This is a genomic window from Rhodococcus sp. BUPNP1, from assembly GCF_002215235.1.
In the GTDB taxonomy this organism is placed as follows: Bacteria; Actinomycetota; Actinomycetes; order Mycobacteriales; family Mycobacteriaceae; genus Rhodococcus.
The window spans coordinates 17,071-35,301 of the sequence record NZ_NERM01000036.1; the positions used below are offsets into that span (position 1 = coordinate 17,071).

The following is an 18,231-nucleotide window of genomic DNA, read 5'->3' on the forward strand; positions in this document are numbered from 1 at the left end:
CCTCGATGCGGTCGCTACCTCGTAGCGTGGCCCGTGCTGCGTCCCTGCTGTCGGCCACGATCGGCACGGTGTTGCTCACCGCCGGTACCGCCTCGGCTCAGACCGACAATCCACTCGACGGAATCTCCCCTGATCTGGGGGTGTTCGGTCCTACGTTCCAGAGCACCTGGTCGCGGATTGCGGGCGGTATCTGGGGTGCGGTCCTGGCGGTATCCGCAGTCAACCTGATCATTTCGCTCTACAAGATCCGTAAGGCTCGCGCCGGGGGCTACCAGAGCGAATTGAGCGATTCGATGGATTCGGCCAAGACCGCTGGTGTGGCGTTCGGTTGCGTGGCCGGAGCCGGGATCATCGTCGGCGCCATCTTGTTCGTCGTCAACGGCTGATAGCCGATCTACCAGCACTGTTAGGAGAATCAGATGGCACCCGATTTCAGCTCGATCAAGCCGGGCTCCCAGCAATCGCCCTCGGCAACAGCAGCACCGACGCCGACATCCTCGGCGAAGACGGCAGAGACCAAAGGATGGAAGGCGGCGTTCGGCAGACTGCCCACTTGGTTCAAGTACGGCCTGGTGATCCTGCTCGTGGTGACGATCCTCGGGAGCATTCTCGCGGGGTTGAGCGGCGGTAGCTCGGAGTCCGACACGGTGCGGACCGGGCACGGTCCCAACTCGATCACCAACGGTGTTCCGCATGGCTACGACCACACCGAGGCCGGAGCACAGACCGCGGCCGCCAACTTCGTGCAGGCAGTGAGCCAGATCGCCCTCGGCCGGGTGACCGCCGCCGACCTGAAAAACAACCTTGTCGGGGACGGCGCCAGCGATGCTTTGATTGCCATTGTCGAGGACAACGTCTCGCACTCCGAAGGCACCGTGATGAACAACATCCCGGTCCTGGTCAACGTCACGGACTACTCGGATGACCGTGCGGTGGTGTCGGTGTGGGCAGTCTCGGCGAGCCAGAGCGATCTGAGCGGCACGGGCAAGATCAGCGTCCTCACGGTTTGGTCCACGACCACGGTGACCTTGGAGTGGGAGAACGGGGATTGGAAGGCCGTGGATTGGACGTTCCGTTCCGGACCCGAGCCCGAAGAGGTCTCGTTCCCCGAAGGGGACTCCACTCTCGCCGAGTTCGGCGCGAACGGCCTCTACACCTTCTTCGTGGAGTAATCATGCGACCCCTTGTCCGTACTTTTCTTGCGGTGCTGCTGGCAGTGCTCGCGTTGGCCTCGAGTGCGACGCCTGCGTGGGCGCAGCCGCTCAGTGGCGCTGCCGAGGGGTGGCCTGCTGGGATGCCAGACGAGCTCAAGGAGTTCTTTCCCGGTCACCCGGAGTTCGAGGCGGCCGGGTGGTCGACCGATCCGGCGTGTGCGGACAAGGGTGGCGACTTCGGGCAGTACCTCGCGCAGTACCTCCGCTTCGACCAGCAAATTCTCTACTGGGCGTCCCCGGTGACGCAGCGCATCGCGCAGTACGCCGAACTGATGGGCGTCTCGGAGGATGAAGCGAAGCAAGCGGTGCTCGATGGCAAGGCTCCGACCACCTGGCCGGCATCCTTCCCCGGTGGCGACCCGGAGTTCTCGCCCTCGGCCAAGGTGTGCGCTGCGGATCTGGCGAAGTGGTCCGAGCCGGGCGGGAACCACTGGGGATTTACCTGGGCGGCAGCACCCGACGCCGGTTCGATCGCAGTGATGAAGCAACAGAAGTGGGTCGATAACCTGCCGGACGACATTTTCGAGAATCCGTGCAGCGACCACGAGATGCTGTGCAACAGGGCATATTTCCTCGACTGTGACAAGACTTCAGGGCCGGATGAACTCGTACAGTGCCGCGCCTGGAACACGCGAGTGGGGGCGATGTTCGGCGGCATCTGGAACTGGAAAGAGCAGAACACGGACTTCGCTGACCGGTTCCTCGATCTCGCCAGAGTCGGTGGTGTGGTCCTCAAGGCCGCCACGCCGCTTCAGATCCAGCTCGGCGTCGGCCTCGGTATGGCGGCCGTCGACAAGGCCGGAGATGTGGTCGCGTTCATCGCTGATCCGGGCAGCGTGATCGACGACTGGGCCAACAGCACCAAGGAAAGCGCGGTATCGCTGACCACCTCGGTCCTCGAGGGCTTGGCGAACATCCACGAGTTCAACCCGCGGGATGAAGGTTTCCTGCGGTGGTACGCGGTCAGTTGCGGAATCGGGGTGTTCGTCATGTCGATCACCGCACTGTTCACGATCTACCGAACCTCCGCACAGAAATCGACACGAATGGAACTGGCGCACAGCCTGATCGGATACGCCCCGTTGGGTGTGCTGTCGATGATGTTCGCCCCGGCCGCCGCCGAAATGCTGGTCCAGCTCTCGCACGCGCTGACCACCTCCCTGTCCGGACTGCTCAAGCAGGACTTGGAGCAGGCGGTGGTGTCAGTATCGGCAATGCTCGGAGGCATCACGAGCGACACCGTCGTCGGTGGCTCTCTGACCGGCATCGTGTTCTTCGGGTTGTTGTTTCTCGGGTCGCTGGCGTTGTTCTTCGGCATGTTGATGCACGCCGCTGCCTTGCCGATCCTCGCCGGCCTGACAGGTGTCGCGTTCGGATTGTGGGTGCATCCGAACCTGCGGAAGAAGGCGATGCGCCCGATCTTCGTATTCATCTCGATCGTGTTTTCCAAGCCGGTGATCTTCCTCGGTCTGGGGTTCTTGGCCACGGTGCTGATCGACAGCAGCGCCGGGGCTTACGTCGACGGTGACCTCGCATCGCTTGGCGCCTTGGCGATGTCGGCGGTGTGCATCGGACTGGTCGGACTCGCTCCGTGGTCGCTGCTCAAGTACGCCCCGTTCATGCCGTCCAGTGAAGATTCGGAAGGCTTCGGCGATACCGGATCGGCGACCGGACAAGGGCTGGGCGGCACTTTGCAGACCGCGCAGATGGCAATGATGGCCCGCGGCGGTGGTGGCGGGGGTGAGGTCGCTGCGGCCCGCTCCGCAGGGGCGGCACACTCCCATCCTGTCGGCGGCGGGGGCGTTGGTGGGGGAGTGGCCTCCACCTCGAACGGGTCGACGCCCCACAGTTCCGCCGGGTCGACCTCCCACCAGCACTCGGGTGTTACCGCAGGTCATAGCGGTGGGGGGCACGGTGGGGCGAGCACTCGCAAGCTCATGGGGGCAGCCAAGGGCATCTCCGGAACGGTCGCATCGGCCGGGGTGGGAGCGGCTGTCGTGGCCGGGACCGTGGGCGGCGCAGCGCTGAACAAGGCAGCCCAGGCGGCACAGAACGCTCCTGAACGAGCCGACAACATGGGAGATCAGTGATGAGTGACAGTGAGCAGCGCACCTCGATCCTCGGCTCGGAAATCGCTCGCCGAGGACTGATCCCCGTTCCCGAACCGGTGCTGTTCGCCTATGCAGCGGCGCTGATGGTCTCGATGTTCCTGTTCGTCTTCTTCGGATCGACGATCTGGACACTGGCCGGTGTCCTTGCGGTGGTGGGCGGCACGCTGTGGGCGACGACCGACATCAACGGTCGCCGGTCTTGGGCGGGGGAGAAACTGCACCGGATCCGGGATCGGCGGCGGCGAAAGCACGGTGAACACCTCTACCGGGCGCCCGGTGATGAGTTGTACGGGGTGCTCGGAGCCGATCCGGGCTGGGAGTTCCCGGTGCCGCTTGGAGATGTCGCTCCGCTGGATCTGACCGATACAGGTCTCGATGACATGTTCATCCTCGAGCACCGGACGCCTGGTGACAACAACTACTACTCGGTGGTGCTGTCGATTCAAGGGCTCGCCGAAGGACTCCGCGGTGCAGAGGAATGGGCGGTGACCTCGCAGGCGTTCTCGCGCACGCTGGCCTCGTTCGCGCGCCGATCCTCGCTGCTTCGAGGGCTGGAGATGGTGCACCGCTCGGTGCCGGCCGATCTGACTCCGCACGTGGCGTGGATGGAATCGGTGGTGCGTGCGAATCCTCATGCACACCGGGTGATGCCTGCGGTCGAGTCCTACGGCCAGCTCATCGACGGTCTGGCCCCGGAGTCGGAAGAGCATCGTTGCTACGCCACGCTGATCTTCCCGAAGTCGGTCGAGTTGCTGTCGGCGGCCGGAGCGGTCGCCAAGCGTAAGGGCGTAGAGACGAAGGCCGGTATCGGCCAGGTCATCGTCGAGGAGACCATGCGGGCGGTCGGCGCGCTGACCTCGGCCCGGCTCGGGCAGGTGCAGGTGCTCGGCCAACAGCGTGCCTGTGCGGTGTTCCGCTCGATGCTCGATCCGTCCTACGCACTCGACGCCCACCGGGGCGCGAACTGGGGCAACTGCTGGCCGTCGTATGTCGGCGGAGACCTGTCGACACGGGTGTCCGACCGATGGGATACCCGAGTCGGGTTGATCCGACCCGGTTCGATCGAACCGATCCCGCTGCACGCTGAATGGCTCTCGCCGCTGTTGACCGGCGTCGACCCGGACCCCGGCGATCCTGTTGAGGGGATTCCGGCCCAGCCAACAATCCGCACGGTGAAGGTGCGGATGGATTTCGTCGATGCAGTCAAAGCGCGCCAGGTGGCACGCAAGGACGCGACCGAGGATGCAGCACGCCAGTACAAGGAGCGAAAGAAGGGCCAGGTCACCGACGGTGCATCGGAGGTCATGGCGTCGGCATCGCTGCGTCGCCGCGAAGACCTCAAGCCGGGATCGGGACACCACGGGGTGATCTGGTCGATGGCAGTGTCGGTCACCGCACCGGATGAGGATGCGGTGATGCGGGCGTGTGCGCGGCTCGAGCAGGCCGCCGACCAAGCCGCCATCAAAGAGTTCACCTGGTTCGACGACAGCCACGATGTCGCGCAATTCCTCACTCTGCCGCTCGGCCGTGGACTCGCGGCCACCAAGTACACCCGGGCCAAGGGGGTCTGATGCCGTCACTACGCAGCCGCAAAAAGGGCGCTGCGCCTGCACCGACAGCGCCGGAGGTAGATCAGGCGGACACGCCGGTGGTTCCTCGTCGGCGTCCACCCAAGCGCAACAAGTGGCTCGACCGGTGGGGATGGTACGAGCCACGCCCGGAAGGGGTGTGGTCGACGACCCGCCAGGCCGAAGCGCTGAATCTGGCGACCACCCGCAAGAACGTGCGGCACGAAGGTCTCGTGTCGGGGCGGAACCTGATGTCGAATGCGCTGGTCATTACCGATCCGTTCGCGTTGTACGGAAGTGAGATCGAGAACATCAACGTCGCGGTGGTCGGTGACATCGGCAAGGCGAAGTCCTCACTGATCAAGACCACCCTGGGACTGCGGCAGATCGCGGCCGGCCGTCAGGTTGTGGTGATCGACAAGAAGCGTCAGGGTGATCGCGGTGGTGAGTACACCGAGCTCGCCAAGTCGCTGGGGGTGCCGTCGATCAGGTTCAAGACCGGCGGTGACGGTGCGCGGTTGAACATCATGGACCCGGCGATTTCGTCGTCGGTGACCACTTCTGGTGGCATCGTGCCGGCCGGTCAAGAAGTGCTGATTGCCGCGGTACTCGAGGACACCATGCAGCGGACGTTGGTGCAGACGGAGATCGCGGCGCTGAACCTGGCGCTGAGACTGGTCAACGAACGTGCCCGCAGCGAGGGCACCGAGCCGATCCTGCGTGATGTCGCCGATCTGCTGCTGTCGACGCCGGAGGAAGCGACGGCCACCTTCGGTGAGGTGTGGGAGAAGGAAGCGTGCCGGTGGGGTCGTGATCCGGGCCTGGCGCTGCGGCAGCTCTGCGAAGGAGATCTGCGAGGGTTGGTCGATCAGCCGACCTCGGCCGATGTCCGTCATGCGCTCGACCATCCGCTCGTGCACTTCGACGTGTCCGAACTGCCCAACAAGGGACCGGCGCTGCGGGTGGTGATGACGGTCATCAACACGTGGCTGTCGAACGTTCTCGCCGCTCGAGCATCCGAGCACAAGCAGACCATTCTCATCGTCGAGGAAGGCTGGCACATCGCGGAAGGCTCGACCGGGAGGGTTTTCCGCGACAACATGAAGCTCTCTCGCGGCCTCGGCCTGTCCACGGTCTCGGCGTTCCACCACATCGCCGATCTACCTGCGGATTCTCCGGCCAGGGCGTTGATGCAGGAAGCCGGGATCGTGTTCCTGTACGGACAGGATCGGGTGGACGATGCCGAGCAGACGGTTCGCATGTACCACCTGCCCGAATACTGCGTCGATCTGCTGATGTCGATGCACAAGGGGCAGTGTCTCGTGGTGATGGGCAAGTCCGATCCGGTGCTGATGAAGCACGAGCGGTCCCCGCTCGAGATCACCCTCACCGACACCGATGAGGTCATTCGGGGTGAGGCGAGCACGCTGGTCGGGCAGACCCGGCTCCCGGACACTCTCGATGCCGAGGAATTGGCCGAGCTGGTGGGGGCGGTGCAGTGAACGAGCGGGGTCAGCAGCGGCCGACACAGCCGGTGATGCCGGTCGGCACCGGCCTGGCGGTCGTGGTGATCGGCGGGGTCCTGTGGACGGTGTACGCCGGGGGCGCGGTTGCCGGCCTGGTGACCGGGGCAGGTCCGGTGTTCCCGGAAGGGCTGCACGGCACGTTGGCGGTGTTGCAGGCGTTGGTGCTCACGCCGGGCGATCCGACGGTGGGCTGGCCCGAGGACTCGCGGCCGGGCTCGGCAATCGCGGTGTGGGTGTGCCTGATCGCAGCGATGCTGGCCTATATCACCGTCGTCCTCGTGATCGACGGGAAGGTTTCGGCACGTCAACGCGCTAAGCGCACGCGCCAAGAAGGGTTTGCGGACCGGGCGGAGCTGCGGCAGCGCGGCCTCGATCGCAAGAGCGCAGTGAAAGCCGCGAAGACGAATCGGGCGAGCTTGGGTGATACTCCGGCCCGCAAGATCGACGCGCACCGGGTGGCGACCCGGATCGGCACGCTCTACGGCGAGCATGGCAAAGATGCCGAGGTGTTCGTCCAGTACCGGGACGGCACGCTGGTCGAGGGTCCGACCGGATCGGGCAAGAGCTGGCGATTGGCTTGGCAGCGGATCGTCGAGTCGGTCGGGTTCGTGCTGGCCACGACCACCAAACCTGACCTGCTGTGGTCGACGGTGGGGCAACGCTTGGCCTCCGGCCCGGTCGAGGTGTTCGACCCCGAGGGCATCACGCGGTGGCCGACGCCGATGCGGTGGTCCCTGCTGGCCGGCTGCGATGACCCGGACACGGCGATCCGGCGTGCCGATGCGCTGGTTCAGGCTGTTCCCCTCGGCGATACCAAGAACAGTGGGTACTTCTCGACGAACGCAGCGAAGTACCTGCGGTGCTGTCTGTATGCGGCCGCGGTGTCCGGTGGGGATGTGACCACCTTCTATCGCTGGGCGATGCAGCGGCAGGTGCCGAAGGTCAAGGAGATTCTGGACCGGGACCTGCCGACGTGGAGCGTGGAGTATTCGCAGCTCGGCGGCTCGGGATCGGATTCGGTCGACGATGTGATGTCGACAGTCTCGACGCTGCTCGATCCCCTCGCCTCACCGAAGCTGATGGCGGCAGTCAATGTCACCGCCGATGAGTCGGTGAACCTCGCGCAGCTCATCCGCGACGGAGGGACGCTGTATCTGATCTCCGAAGGCTCCTACGGTTCGAGCGCACCGATCGTCACGGCGTTGGCGGCGGAGGCGTATTACCTGGCCAAAGAGATTTCGCGGGAGTACCCGGAGGAGAGAATCGACCCTCCGGTGCGGTTCGTTCTCGATGAGGTCAACAACGTCGCGCCCATCCCGGATCTGCCCGACAAGGTCTCCGACAGCGCCGGGCGAGGAATCTCGATCTGGGCGTTCTGCCACGGTCAGGAGCAGAACATCCGGCGATGGGGTCCGAGCGCCGGGAAGATGTTCACGACGAACTCGCCGGTGCGGATCGTCCTGCCCGGCCTCGGTGATGTGAACGAGCTCGAGCAGATCTCCCGATTGACCGGCGAGCGCGACGAGTGGTGGTCTCCGACGCAGGCTCCTCGGCAGACGAAGGTGACGACTGCCCCGGAGATTCGCGGAATGCCTGCTGACCAGGCATTGATGATCTACCGGGGTGCGGCTCCGGCGCGGATCCATCTCCCGCTGGTGTGGGACATTCCGCACTGGAAAAAGCGGGTGCTCGACTCTCAAGAGGTCTACAACTGGGTCTGCGAGACGGGGGAGCTGCCCGAGTGGGCGTGGTCCCGCACGGGCGGGGAAGTGGTGCTCGGATGAGCGGGTACACACCGGGCCGGCTGTCGTGGCGGCATCTCGACCAGGAACAAGCACAACAGTTGTGGGACGAGTTGATCGACTGGGTGGAGTGGTTTCGCGGCTGCTACCGGCTCACCGATCGGATCAAGGGCTGCTGGTATCGGCACCCGAAGATGGTCGAGGAACTGACGGCGGCGATGTCGGCGCACAAGGTCGCCTACGAACAGCTCGGCGACGGTCAGGTGCATTCATGGTCGCCGGGAAGCTGGCACTACCAGGTCTATCAACCGCTTCTGCAACGGCTGGCGGCCAACTCCGACGAGTTCGGCGACTGTATCGACGGGCGCTGCGAACCGCCGACGGTGCAGGTCACGCTGCTCGACGGGGCGCGGGAGTGGATCGCGGCAAACATCGCGGCGCGGCCAACCCCGGTCGCGGCGGCGATTGCCGCGACCGGATCGCTCCCGGACTCGAGCAATGGAGCGGGGCCGGCGGTGATCGATGCTGCGCGGATGGTCGATCTGATCGACTCGGGTGACGCCGAACCGGTCGATCCTGACGACGAGTTCGGGCCGGTCTCGTATGACGGTCACGTCTGGCAGTGGTCCGACGATACGGAGGGATACGTGCGGACCTAGAGACTGCCGGGGAACATCACCAGGCCGGACTCACCACTCGGCCGTTCCTCGGTGTGGTGGTCCGGCCGCGGGGAGTGCCCGCCCAGGCGCCGCGGCCGGACCACCGCGAACCACGTGTAGAGCAATCCCCTCCCTCCACCCATAGCCCAGGCCGAGGATCGGCCTCCTATGACCTGGGTTACCCTACGGAAATGGAAAATGGTCATGATCAGGAACAGGTGGAAGAACTTGTATCAGTCCACCTCGTTGGCGATCGCTTCCATGGCCAAGGCACCCCCGCTTCCGCGCTGGCCGAAGTGGTTGCACTCGACGAACTGATTCGAAGTATTGCTCGAGTTATTTGGAAGAACAAGAATCCACATAGAAGACGCTCGCTCAGAAACCTCGATACTAAAACTGATCTCCGCCTCACAAGCATTGGCGGGGGCAGCAAGACGCCGGTCCTTTCTCGAGTAAGCCAGGTTTCCGACCCCGCACTGTTCGATGCCGATCCGCTAAAGCCGATTATCGACGAAGCTGTAGCTACTCTTATCGAGTACGTAAAAGCCGCAGCTGAGGGCGGGGAGATCCCTGACGTAATCCGGCAGGTCGGCGGATCGAAGATGAAGCGTCTGGGAAAGTCGCTTAATCAAGATCAATATCTACAAATTGGTCAACCCCAGACTAGTAATTGGGAAGATTTTCCCCGATTTACGCCTGATGCGCGCAACAAAGTGCTTAGCCGCTTGAATGCGAAGTACAAGAAGCAGATCGAACTAGATGGTCAGCTAAAGTCAGTGGACCTTCTAAACAAGAAAGCCACCCTACAATCCTTTGACCGAGGATCCATACAGGTCAGCTGGCAAGACACTGGAATTAGTTTCCAGGTCGACGAACGAATTGACCAAAGCATATACTGCACAATCTCAGGAAAGGGCGAGTTCAGCCCGTCTGGACAACTAATAAAGATTGAAGAAGACGTCCAGATATCCAATTTGGTAACTACAGAAACCAGCGAACGAGCGTCGATGCTTTCTTACTTCCTAGGGAAGAGAAAGCTGGGCGAGCTGAAAAGCTTAGACGATGGGTGGCTGGACGGAGACTCGGGTAAGCCTCTTGAGCCGGATGTCCTGGAGTTTGCAGAAAGGCTTCACTCATTTCTCCTCGAACACGAAGCCAACACCCAGTACATCTTCCCCACCGAAAACGGCGGCATTCAGTTTGAATGGCCCGAAAGCCCTTCCAAGATTAGCGCAGAAATAGAATTCGAAAATTTCGAGTTGACAGTCTACTTACACCGGATAATTGATTCCCCTCCCGGCTATGAGGAGTTGGAATTTACACTAGACACGGAAGCCGATCCGGAAACGGAATGGGACAGCGTCCTCCGTGAAGCTTCCGAGTGGATTGAGGTCAATCGATGACTAGCGAAAAGGGCACTACCTCGCGTGAACGAGTACGAATTAGCGAGCCTAACGAAGAGTTGTATCGCGTAATCATTGAACAGCATACCGAGAATGGGCATGTGACGTTCCAGGCGTTCATGCTGACAAACGACGACAAGAAAGATTCAAACAGGTCTTCGTTCGTCCAAGGCAAAATTACAGACGCAAAATCCGCTTACGAAAATCGTTCCGAACTTATACGAAAGAGAAAAGAAGCAGAAAGTAAGGACTTCACCCCTCCTCACGGTACCGTAGGTCTGACGGTCGCGAATATCGAAGAGGTGGGCGCGGAACTGGGCATTGATAACACTCCACCAGTCCTTACAGCCTGGGACGATTCTCACTTCGAGGATCGTCCCGACGACCATGCTCACGTTGACTTTTCGCTTGTGGCAAACAGCCGTGGGCAAATCCGAGCGGTTGCAAAGCAGTTAGCAGGACAAGCCGACTGGAAATATAAGCCGAATAACCCGGAGGCGGAAAGTTAACTCGTTGGGTCGATAGCCTTTCAGAAGCAACTTCGCCGTCAGATCCGACGAATCCGCTGTTCGATTCCAGTCATATCCGTTGGACTGAGCGATCCGTAATCGGTGCACTGCTTCCGTGTTCGCTGTTCGTGAAGCTGCATGCGTTCACGTTCGACGTGCATCCAGTCGAGCGAGGCACGACGGTCCTTCGGCCGGCGTCCAACGAGGGTGTCCTCGTCGGTGACGTGGTGGGTGCTGCGGTAGGCAGCAGCGTCTGCGACGGCGGATCTCCACAGGGCAGCGTGCTCGGGATCCTCGGGGCAGGCACCGAGGCTCGACCGCGCCCAGATCGGTGCGGTGTCGGCGGTGAGCTGATCGCGGAAGTCACGGTGCACCTCGGCGATGGCCTGGTAATCCTCGCGGAGCGTCACGGCGAGTTCGGGGTCGATGGTGTCGGCGTCGGACACGGGCGCAACGACCCATTCGGGTGCGTCGGGGTTCGTGAAGTCTCGGCCGTCGGCGGCGATGCGGTCGAGTTCGGCGAGGAGCACGGTCGCTGGGGCGGTGGCTCCGGCCCGCTCTGCCAGATCGGTCACAACCTCCTCAATGCTCGCTCCGCTGAGGCGGTGGAGATGTTCGATGCGTCCGGCGACGGCCTGGGCGCGTTCGTCGTCGGTCTGCAACGCGAGCGTGGGCAGGTGCTCGGCGATGGTCTCTTCGTGCTCGGTGAGCCACGCGGTGTTGCGGCGGGCGATCAACTCGGTCAGAGGCTTGGCCATCTCGGAGCGAAGCGGGGCCGCGGTGGTGTCGACACCGTTTTCGACCAGGCGTTCGTGATGCCAGGTGAGCAGGTTGATCGGGTCGACGCCGGCTTGGGCGGCCCGGTGGAGCTGGCGGGCGAGCAGTCGTGCGGAGGATTCCTCGGCGATGCGGGCACCGAGTTCTTCTCCGAATGCAGCGGTGGCGAGGGTGCGAACTCTCTGTGTTTCGAGCAGTGCGGAGGTGTCGCGGTAGCGGCGGATGACCTCGCCGATGCCGGTGTCTACGGCCGCGGCGCGGTCGGTGGCCTCGGTGTAGCGGCGGGCACATTCGACCGCGAAGTCGTGCATTTCCGCGTCGGTGTGGAGCGGGTCGCGGATCGGTAGCGGCGGCAATGTCGGGTGTTCGGTGAACTGGCCGACGATGGCGCGGGTGCGGTGCGCGAGGACCGCCCCGATGTCTTTCGCTCCGGCGAGGGGGCCTTCGGCGAGGGCGTGTCCGAGGAGTGTGCGGGTGCTGTAGCCGTGGTCATGGGCATCGGCGAGGACCTGGCGAAGCTGCGCCCATCCTTCGGTGCCTTCGATGGTGGCGGCGATGTGTTCGGGCAGGGTGCGGCCCATCTCCGTCTCGAGTGCGTCGTCGCGGAGGCGGCGTTGGGCGGCCAGATATGCCTCGCTCAGCCGCTCCGGGTCGGTGGCGTGGGCGGCTTGTTCGGCGAGTTCTTCGGTGGCGGTGCGGTGGCCGTTGTCGGTGGCGACGACGGTTTCGAGGATCATCCGGCCGGTGGAGACGTTCTTGTCTTCGAGGTGCGGACGCTCGGTGTCGAGGCTGACGGGCACGTCGACCGGGACGTAGATCCGGTTGTCGGTGCGGGCGCGGGTAACGGCCACATACAGCCCGGAGCGGTCCACCTCGGGGGTGATGATGGCGTGGGCGGTGTCGACGGTGACGCCCTGGGCGCGGTGCACGGTGGAGGCGTAGCCGAGTTGCACGTGGGTGCTGATGTAGTCGGCCGGCAGGGTGATGACGCCGCCGTGCTCGAGGTGCCGCACGGTCAGTGCGCCGCGTTCGGAGACGACATCGAGCACTTCCCATAGGTCGCCGTTTCGCACGAACGCTCCGGCCTTCCTTCCGCCGGAGGGGTTCAGATCGCGGCGGTTGCTGCGGGTAAGCACGATGTCGCCGCGGCCTGCGGTGAGTTCGTCAGCGAGGGCGACGGTGGTGGATTCGTCGCTGGTTCCGTCGTAGCGGCGCACGGCCTGGACTTGGATGTTCGCTGCCGTGACGTCCTCACGGGTGGGCAGCATGACGATGGATTCTTTGCCGTCGGCGAGGTCGTGGAGGTAGTTCTCGACGGCCTGGCCGATCATTTCTTCGCGCGCTCCTTCGCGCACGAGATCGCGTTCGTAGATCAGGTCCAGGCCGGTGGAGTCACCGGATCGCAGCAGCATCGAGTTTTCGGCTTGGGCGGTGTCGTTGCCGAATCGGACCACGGTGTCGAGTTCGGGCGCGTCGGTGTTCTGCGCCAGATAGCGCAGCATTCCGCCGGTTTCCACAGCGTCGAGCTGGGCCGGGTCACCGAGCAGGCGGACGACTGCGCCACGTTCCTTAGCGATCTCGACGACGGCGGCGAGGTCGAGGGTGGAGGCAAGGGATGCTTCGTCGACGAGCAGCATCGTGCCCGGTGCGATGTCGATGCCTGCCGGAAGTGTGCCGGGGCGACTGCCGACGAGACCACGCCAAGGGTAGGTCAGAGAGGCCAGGGTCAGGCCGGTGACGCCGACTTCTTCGCCGAGTGTTTCGGCGGCGACTGCGGAGGGTGCGAGAGCTATGACGCCACGGCCTTCGCTCTGCCATGCCTGCACGACGGCCTTCATGCTGGTGGTCTTGCCGGTTCCTGCGGGTCCGACACCGACGGCCAGCAGTGCCCCGGATTGCAGGAAGTGCTCGGTCAAGGTGCGCTGGCCGGCGTTGAGGTTGCGCCCGGTTTCGGCGCGCATCGTCTCGTACACCTCATGGATCGAGGCGGTGCGAGCGGTGAAGACGGTGGGTTCGCTGGTGGCCGATACCAGCATCGTTTCGGCGTCGAGGATGCGCTGGGAGCTGTGTTTGTGGCTGCCGTGGTGGGACAGAACGAAGTCGCCGTTACGTCGGCGCAGACGCCTCGGGATCGCGGGCAGCTCGACGCGTGGGGTGGTGACCGACAACTCCACGACCCGGCTGGTGAGTCGATCGACTGCCGTCCGGTAGGTGTCGAGGTCGAGGAACGTCTCACCGCCGAGGTGGGCCTGGACTGCGGAGACGATGTGTGGCAGTTGCCAGCGGGAGCGCTTGGATTCGAGCTTGGTGATCACGGCTCGGGCGTCGTCGTCGAGGCTGCGGCGCTGTGGCCTCGGGGCGTGATCGACGGCGAAGGCGTCGCGGACGAGCTGGTCGACAGCCTCGTTGCCGCCGAGGATTTCGGCGGCCTTCTCGCGCCATTCTGCGCGCATCTCGGCGAGTGATTTCGCGTCGGCCTTGCCTTCGCGGGTGTCGAGCGTTGCTTGTTGATAGAGCCGATACATCGTCTTGGCGTCGGGCATCCGCTGGTACTTGGTGCGGTACTCGGCCACGAGTTCGTCGCGGCGGGCCTCGATTGCGCTGCGGCGGGAGCTGAACATCTCGAGCATGTCGCGGGGAATGGCGGCCAGTTCGACGACGGGTTGCTTGCCCTGCTCGATCTCGCGGTGGGTCAGCTCGAGGCCGAGTTCGGTGCTCAGGCGCTGCATCACTTCGGCGTTGAATCGCTGCGAGGCGGCGACGGCGAAGCGGAACATGGTCGATCCGTCGACGGCTCGCCACTTGCCGTCTTCGGCGGCCTGGGTCTTGATCGACACAACGGCGTGGGTGTGCAGATTGGGGTCCCCGCAGCGGGAATCGAAATGCTTGTAGAGGGTCGCGACGAAACCGTTGGTGTCGATCTGTTCCTCGCCGTTGCGGCCAACGCGAGTGAAGCAGGCGTTCTCTTCGAGCCACCGGAGGGTGTCTTTCACCGTGGCATCAACGATGCGCTCGATCTCGATGCGCATCTCGTTCGGTGCCAGTGCCCACAGGCTCGACACGCTCTTGGGCGGTGTGAAAACCAGGTCATGGCCGGCTACCGGGTGTCGGACTTTGCCCTTCTCGTGGGCGATCCAGTTCCGCAATTCGGCCTCGTTCGCGACCGGACGGCCGTGCTTGTCCTGGAACATTCCTCCGGCGATGCGGTCGAGGATCGCAGCGGATTGGTCCGGGCTCGGGGCGTGTCCGTGGGTATCGGTGTACTCGGCGATTTCGGCCGCGTGTCGGTCGAACAGCTCGACGTTGTTCTTGAAGGTCGGGAACTTCCGGCCGAGTCGAGCGAGCCGGATTGCGTCCTCCGAGGGGACGCCTCGATCGATGAGTTCGGCGATCAGGGCATCGGCATTCGGATGGAGACCTTCGCCGAACAATGCCTTCATTTGCGCCTCGGTGACGACATCTCCGACCGAGATCTGGTCGGCGTTCGCGACGTGAATCTCGTCGAGAAGGTCGTTCAAACCGTCGACACCGGAGCCGAACCATTCGCCGGGCGGTGTGCCGTGCGCGGTGTAGTAATCGGTCAGTTCTGCTCCACGTTCACGCTCGCGGTCGGCTGTGGCGACCTGACGTGTCAGGTACTCGTAGCCGTCCGCTGCGTGCAGGACGTGGAGGGTCATCACGGGATCGATCTTAGCGGTACGAACGTGCAGGTTGGAAGCGAGATTCCCGAATGTCAGTAAAACTGCAAGAGGTGTGTCCCCTTCTTCTGCTGCTAGTGCCCAGATACGGTGCGGGATAGATCGGTGTAGCTGGCGGTCGCAGACCGCTCGGGCGAAGCGACGGGTTTTGTCGGGATGCGGGTTTAGACTCCGACGTGATTTGTTGTAGACGGGAAGGCTGTCGCAGTGAGTGGTTCGGGGGATGCGGTGCACAACGAGACCAAGGTGATCTCGGCACGCAGTCAGGCACGGTCGAAGCTGTCGGAACGGCGCGCTGAATTGCTCAAGCGGATCAGCGACAACCAGCGCGACCTCGAACGCGCGTTGGCGTCGCTCGAGAAGGTGGACAAGGCCGCTGTTCGTCGTGATGCGGCGATCGCCAAGGCGAACGAAGAGTTCGAGAAGAAGAAGGCTGCGGCCGAACTCGCGGCGGGCAGGTCGCTGGCGCAGGTTGCTGGACGTGGCGAGACCGCGACCTCGATCTCCGAACTCGTCGATCTGGACGTGGCGATGGTGCGCCGGTTGGTGAAGCTGGCCGAAGAGAACAACGATTCGACGTCTCCCGCACAAGGATCGAGCGAGGGCGGCAGTGAGGCGAAGGCACCGACACCCGACGTGCCGGTAGCTGCTTCCGGCTCCTGATCGGGCAGCAAGCAACGGCGCGAGGTCAGAGACGGAGCCACTGTGCGATGGGAGCCAGGCGACGAGATCGAACGGACTCGCTTCTTCCAACGCGTGGTGTACGGACCGGACTTGGATTCCTGTCACCTGGGTCGGTGCACTCGGTGACGACGGCTACGGACGATTCTGGATAGCTCGAGACGGTCATCAGATCGTGGTCCGACCGCACCGTTACGCGCTCGCTGTGGAGCTGGAACGTGGCCTCGACGACAACGAAGTAGCGATGCACCGGCGTTGTGACAACCCGCTGTGCGTCAACACAGGCGACGGCGATGCCTTCGCTGCCCATGTAGTGCTCGCGTCGACCGCTGAGAACATGGCGGACATGGGGCGTAAGGGTCGCGGCGGGGGCCGGCGGTTGTGGTTCGGCGTCGACCGTGCCGAACGTGCTCGACGCTCACGAGCGGTGCGCGAGGCTGTCTTGCGATATGGCTGGGATCAGCACGCGATCGAGACAGCCCTGTACGACGGGGCGCAAGGAACGCTGTGGTAGTTGGCAAGCGATCGTCTTCTGATGTGTCGAGGCGGTTGGTTCGGCCACGGTGGATATTCGATGATGAGAGTTGACCGTTGCGCGCAAGTCGGGGCGGTTTCGGAGACGTTTAGGGGTTCTTATGCAGCGCAGTGAAGCGGAAGCGGCCTTGCTCGGTGCCGTGCTTGAGGTGATGCCGATTTCGGACCTGGCCCTCGATGCGGCGGTCGCCGGCATACCGGTGTTGGACGTACCCCGCACTCGCAGCATCGACATCTGCTTCTCGGATAAGCCGGACATTCTCTGACGGCTCGCCTGAATCGCACCGTGACGATGCACGGTCGTCGCACTGCGGTTGGGTGTCGTCCCGGCGCGGTGGCGCGGATCCGTGCGCGAGCTGCGGGAGAAGTCGGGCGAAGGGGCTCGATGCCCTGAGCTCGGCCCTGCGCGCTGCGGAAGGTGCGGGCGGGTTCGTTGGTGAGTTGGAGATAGGGCGAGGCCCCGCACCGGTCGGTGCGGGGCCTCGTGGTGTGTTTGTCAGTCCTCGGGACTGAATCCGAATTCGGGGAGGACGTTTCGACCGGCCTCGAGGACTTCTTGCACTCCCTTGGCGTGCAGGCCGTGGTCGACGACTTGGCGGATGAGAAGCGCGAGCTTGGGGATCTGGGTCTCGTGGGCTACTCCGTTCTCGATGGCGTCGAGGGCGACGGCGGCGCGGACTCCGTAGCCGTGTGCGTAGGCGACGGCGGCGAGGACGGACAGGATCGTAAAGCGGGCGTAGCCGGAGGTCTTGCGGGCGGCGTCGGTCAGGATGGCGACGGCGGCGACGTTGCGGGAGAAGTACAGGGCCACGTCGCGGGCGCTGGGGTTGTCGGTGAGGGTGATCGCGACGGCGACGGCTTCGGGATAGGTCAGCTCGCGGGGTGCTTCGATCGCGTCGCGCAACGTCTCGAGGTTCGCGGCGTCGGTGATCTCGGGAGCCTGGGCGCGAGCCTGGCGCGCGTCCCACTGGCGCTCGAACAACACTCCGAGGTCTTCGGCGGGTGCGAGTTCGGCGGCGAGCGCGTCGCGGCTGGGGGCAATGGGTGCGCGGCCGTCGATGACTCCGAGGACAGCAACGGTGCTCGCGAGGATGTCGCCGAGTTCGCCGGATTCGGCGCTGGGGAAGTTGAAGAAGGTCTCACCGGCGGTGTACTCGGGCAGGACGGCGGCGATGGGCACGGCCAGACCGAGCGTGTAGGCGTGGCGGGTGGCGGCGAGAAGAGTTTCCTCTGCGGTGTCGCCGTTGGGGTGGATGCTGACGAGCGCGGCGATAGTGGCGTTGAACTCGGCGAACTCGGCTGCGGCCATGAGCTTGTCGAGAGCGACAACGGCGGTGGCGTTGTCGTGGTCGAGGCGGGCGAAGGGGCCGGTCGTTCCCTGGGGATCGAACAGGGCGATGACGAGGGATTCGTTTGGGACCATGCCGAGGAAGGCGGGGATGCCTTCGATGAACTGGGCGGTGTTGAGGCGGGTAACGGGGCCGTTCTCGTTGTTGTTCATACCTCTAGTTTACATCTGTTTTGATGTTTTTTCGATGTTTTTTCGATGTTTTGTTGGTGCTTTTTTGGTGCTTTTCTGGTGATGCCGGTCACACGTTTTTATGCTCTGACCTGCGGTTTTGCGGGTGTATCGGGGGTTCGGTGGCGGTGGTGTAGCGGGTACCTCGGTCGGTCGGTGCAGCCCTGGTGAACCGGGCGCGGTGACTGCCGGGCAAGGGCGGGTTTTCCCTTGCTCGGTGGTCGGCGGGTCCGGTAGGGCCGTGTGTGGCGACCGGGCGCGGTGCACGCCGAGCAGCGGGAACCTTGGGA

Annotated in this window: 14 protein-coding genes; 12 read left to right on the forward strand and 2 right to left on the reverse strand. The window is 63.9% G+C overall.

The features are described from left to right. Window positions 1–26: 26 nt before the first annotated feature. The 9 genes from B9C99_RS23270 (at window position 27) to B9C99_RS25695 (ending at window position 10,732) form a co-directional block, all read left to right on the forward strand. A complete protein-coding gene (locus B9C99_RS23270) occupies window positions 27–386 on the forward strand; it encodes a hypothetical protein (protein ID WP_003939313.1) in 360 nt (119 codons plus the stop codon). A 33-nt stretch (window positions 387–419) separates the two neighbouring features. Next, window positions 420–1,172, forward strand: coding sequence for a hypothetical protein (locus B9C99_RS23275; RefSeq protein ID WP_088899495.1), 753 nt, complete (start codon window positions 420–422; stop codon window positions 1,170–1,172). A 122-nt stretch (window positions 1,173–1,294) separates the two neighbouring features. Beyond that, on the forward strand, window positions 1,295–3,304 hold the full coding sequence (locus B9C99_RS23280; protein WP_253250178.1) for a hypothetical protein: 2,010 nt from the start codon (window positions 1,295–1,297) through the stop codon (window positions 3,302–3,304). Next, window positions 3,304–4,896 (forward strand): hypothetical protein, encoded by a 1,593-nt coding sequence (locus tag B9C99_RS23285; protein WP_088899497.1) that lies wholly within the window; start codon window positions 3,304–3,306, stop codon window positions 4,894–4,896. Before B9C99_RS23280 ends, B9C99_RS23285 begins: the two co-directional genes overlap by 1 nt. Before the next feature lie 77 nt (window positions 4,897–4,973). Then, window positions 4,974–6,395, forward strand: coding sequence for an ATP/GTP-binding protein (locus B9C99_RS23290; RefSeq protein ID WP_253250179.1), 1,422 nt, complete (start codon window positions 4,974–4,976; stop codon window positions 6,393–6,395). A 35-nt stretch (window positions 6,396–6,430) separates the two neighbouring features. Then, window positions 6,431–8,203 (forward strand): type IV secretory system conjugative DNA transfer family protein, encoded by a 1,773-nt coding sequence (locus B9C99_RS23295; protein ID WP_253250180.1) that lies wholly within the window; start codon window positions 6,431–6,433, stop codon window positions 8,201–8,203. Window positions 8,204–8,274: 71 nt separating this feature from the next. Then, on the forward strand, window positions 8,275–8,820 hold the full coding sequence (locus B9C99_RS23300) for a hypothetical protein (protein ID WP_253250181.1): 546 nt from the start codon (window positions 8,275–8,277) through the stop codon (window positions 8,818–8,820). Window positions 8,821–9,011: 191 nt separating this feature from the next. Continuing rightward, complete coding sequence (locus B9C99_RS25690) at window positions 9,012–10,223, forward strand: hypothetical protein (RefSeq protein ID WP_143543593.1); 1,212 nt, start codon at window positions 9,012–9,014, stop codon at window positions 10,221–10,223. Then, window positions 10,220–10,732 carry an endo-1,4-beta-xylanase gene (locus B9C99_RS25695; protein ID WP_143543594.1) on the forward strand — a complete coding sequence of 171 codons (513 nt, stop codon included), beginning with the start codon at window positions 10,220–10,222 and terminating at the stop codon, window positions 10,730–10,732. Before B9C99_RS25690 ends, B9C99_RS25695 begins: the two co-directional genes overlap by 4 nt. A gap of 38 nt (window positions 10,733–10,770) precedes the next feature. On the opposite strand, the gene mobF is transcribed toward B9C99_RS25695, so the two are convergent. Continuing rightward, a complete protein-coding gene (gene mobF, locus B9C99_RS23310; RefSeq protein WP_253250184.1) occupies window positions 10,771–15,186 on the reverse strand; it encodes a MobF family relaxase in 4,416 nt (1,471 codons plus the stop codon). 228 nt (window positions 15,187–15,414) lie between these two features. On the opposite strand from mobF, the gene B9C99_RS23315 reads away from it, so the two are divergent. The 3 genes from B9C99_RS23315 to B9C99_RS25980 all read left to right on the forward strand — a co-directional run bounded on the left by B9C99_RS23315 (window position 15,415) and on the right by B9C99_RS25980 (window position 16,688). Beyond that, window positions 15,415–15,870 carry a hypothetical protein gene (locus B9C99_RS23315; RefSeq protein ID WP_253250182.1) on the forward strand — a complete coding sequence of 152 codons (456 nt, stop codon included), beginning with the start codon at window positions 15,415–15,417 and terminating at the stop codon, window positions 15,868–15,870. 223 nt (window positions 15,871–16,093) lie between these two features. Next, on the forward strand, window positions 16,094–16,402 hold the full coding sequence (locus B9C99_RS23320; RefSeq protein WP_253250183.1) for a hypothetical protein: 309 nt from the start codon (window positions 16,094–16,096) through the stop codon (window positions 16,400–16,402). 121 nt (window positions 16,403–16,523) lie between these two features. Further along, window positions 16,524–16,688 (forward strand): hypothetical protein, encoded by a 165-nt coding sequence (locus B9C99_RS25980; protein ID WP_155621909.1) that lies wholly within the window; start codon window positions 16,524–16,526, stop codon window positions 16,686–16,688. 230 nt (window positions 16,689–16,918) lie between these two features. Here the strand turns inward: B9C99_RS25980 and B9C99_RS23325 are convergent, their stop codons facing one another. Then, entirely contained in the window at window positions 16,919–17,923 is a 1,005-nt protein-coding gene (locus B9C99_RS23325) for a DUF4192 family protein (RefSeq protein ID WP_088899502.1), read from the reverse strand. Between the last annotated feature and the right edge of the window lie 308 nt (window positions 17,924–18,231).

Excerpts from the sequence above, each read along its gene's own strand:
- B9C99_RS23275 (WP_088899495.1), top strand. The coding sequence starts at position 420 with ATGGCACCCGATTTCAGCTCGATCAAGCCGGGCTCCCAGCAATCGCCC.
- B9C99_RS23280 (WP_253250178.1), top strand. The coding sequence starts at position 1,295 with ATGCCAGACGAGCTCAAGGAGTTCTTTCCCGGTCACCCGGAGTTCGAG.
- B9C99_RS23285 (WP_088899497.1), top strand. The coding sequence starts at position 3,304 with ATGAGTGACAGTGAGCAGCGCACCTCGATCCTCGGCTCGGAAATCGCT.
- B9C99_RS23295 (WP_253250180.1), top strand. The coding sequence starts at position 6,431 with ATGCCGGTCGGCACCGGCCTGGCGGTCGTGGTGATCGGCGGGGTCCTG.
- B9C99_RS25690 (WP_143543593.1), top strand. The coding sequence starts at position 9,012 with ATGGAAAATGGTCATGATCAGGAACAGGTGGAAGAACTTGTATCAGTC.
- B9C99_RS25695 (WP_143543594.1), top strand. The coding sequence starts at position 10,220 with ATGACTAGCGAAAAGGGCACTACCTCGCGTGAACGAGTACGAATTAGC.
- mobF (WP_253250184.1), bottom strand. The coding sequence starts at position 15,186 with ATGACCCTCCACGTCCTGCACGCAGCGGACGGCTACGAGTACCTGACA.
- B9C99_RS25980 (WP_155621909.1), top strand. The coding sequence starts at position 16,524 with ATGCAGCGCAGTGAAGCGGAAGCGGCCTTGCTCGGTGCCGTGCTTGAG.
- B9C99_RS23325 (WP_088899502.1), bottom strand. The coding sequence starts at position 17,923 with ATGAACAACAACGAGAACGGCCCCGTTACCCGCCTCAACACCGCCCAG.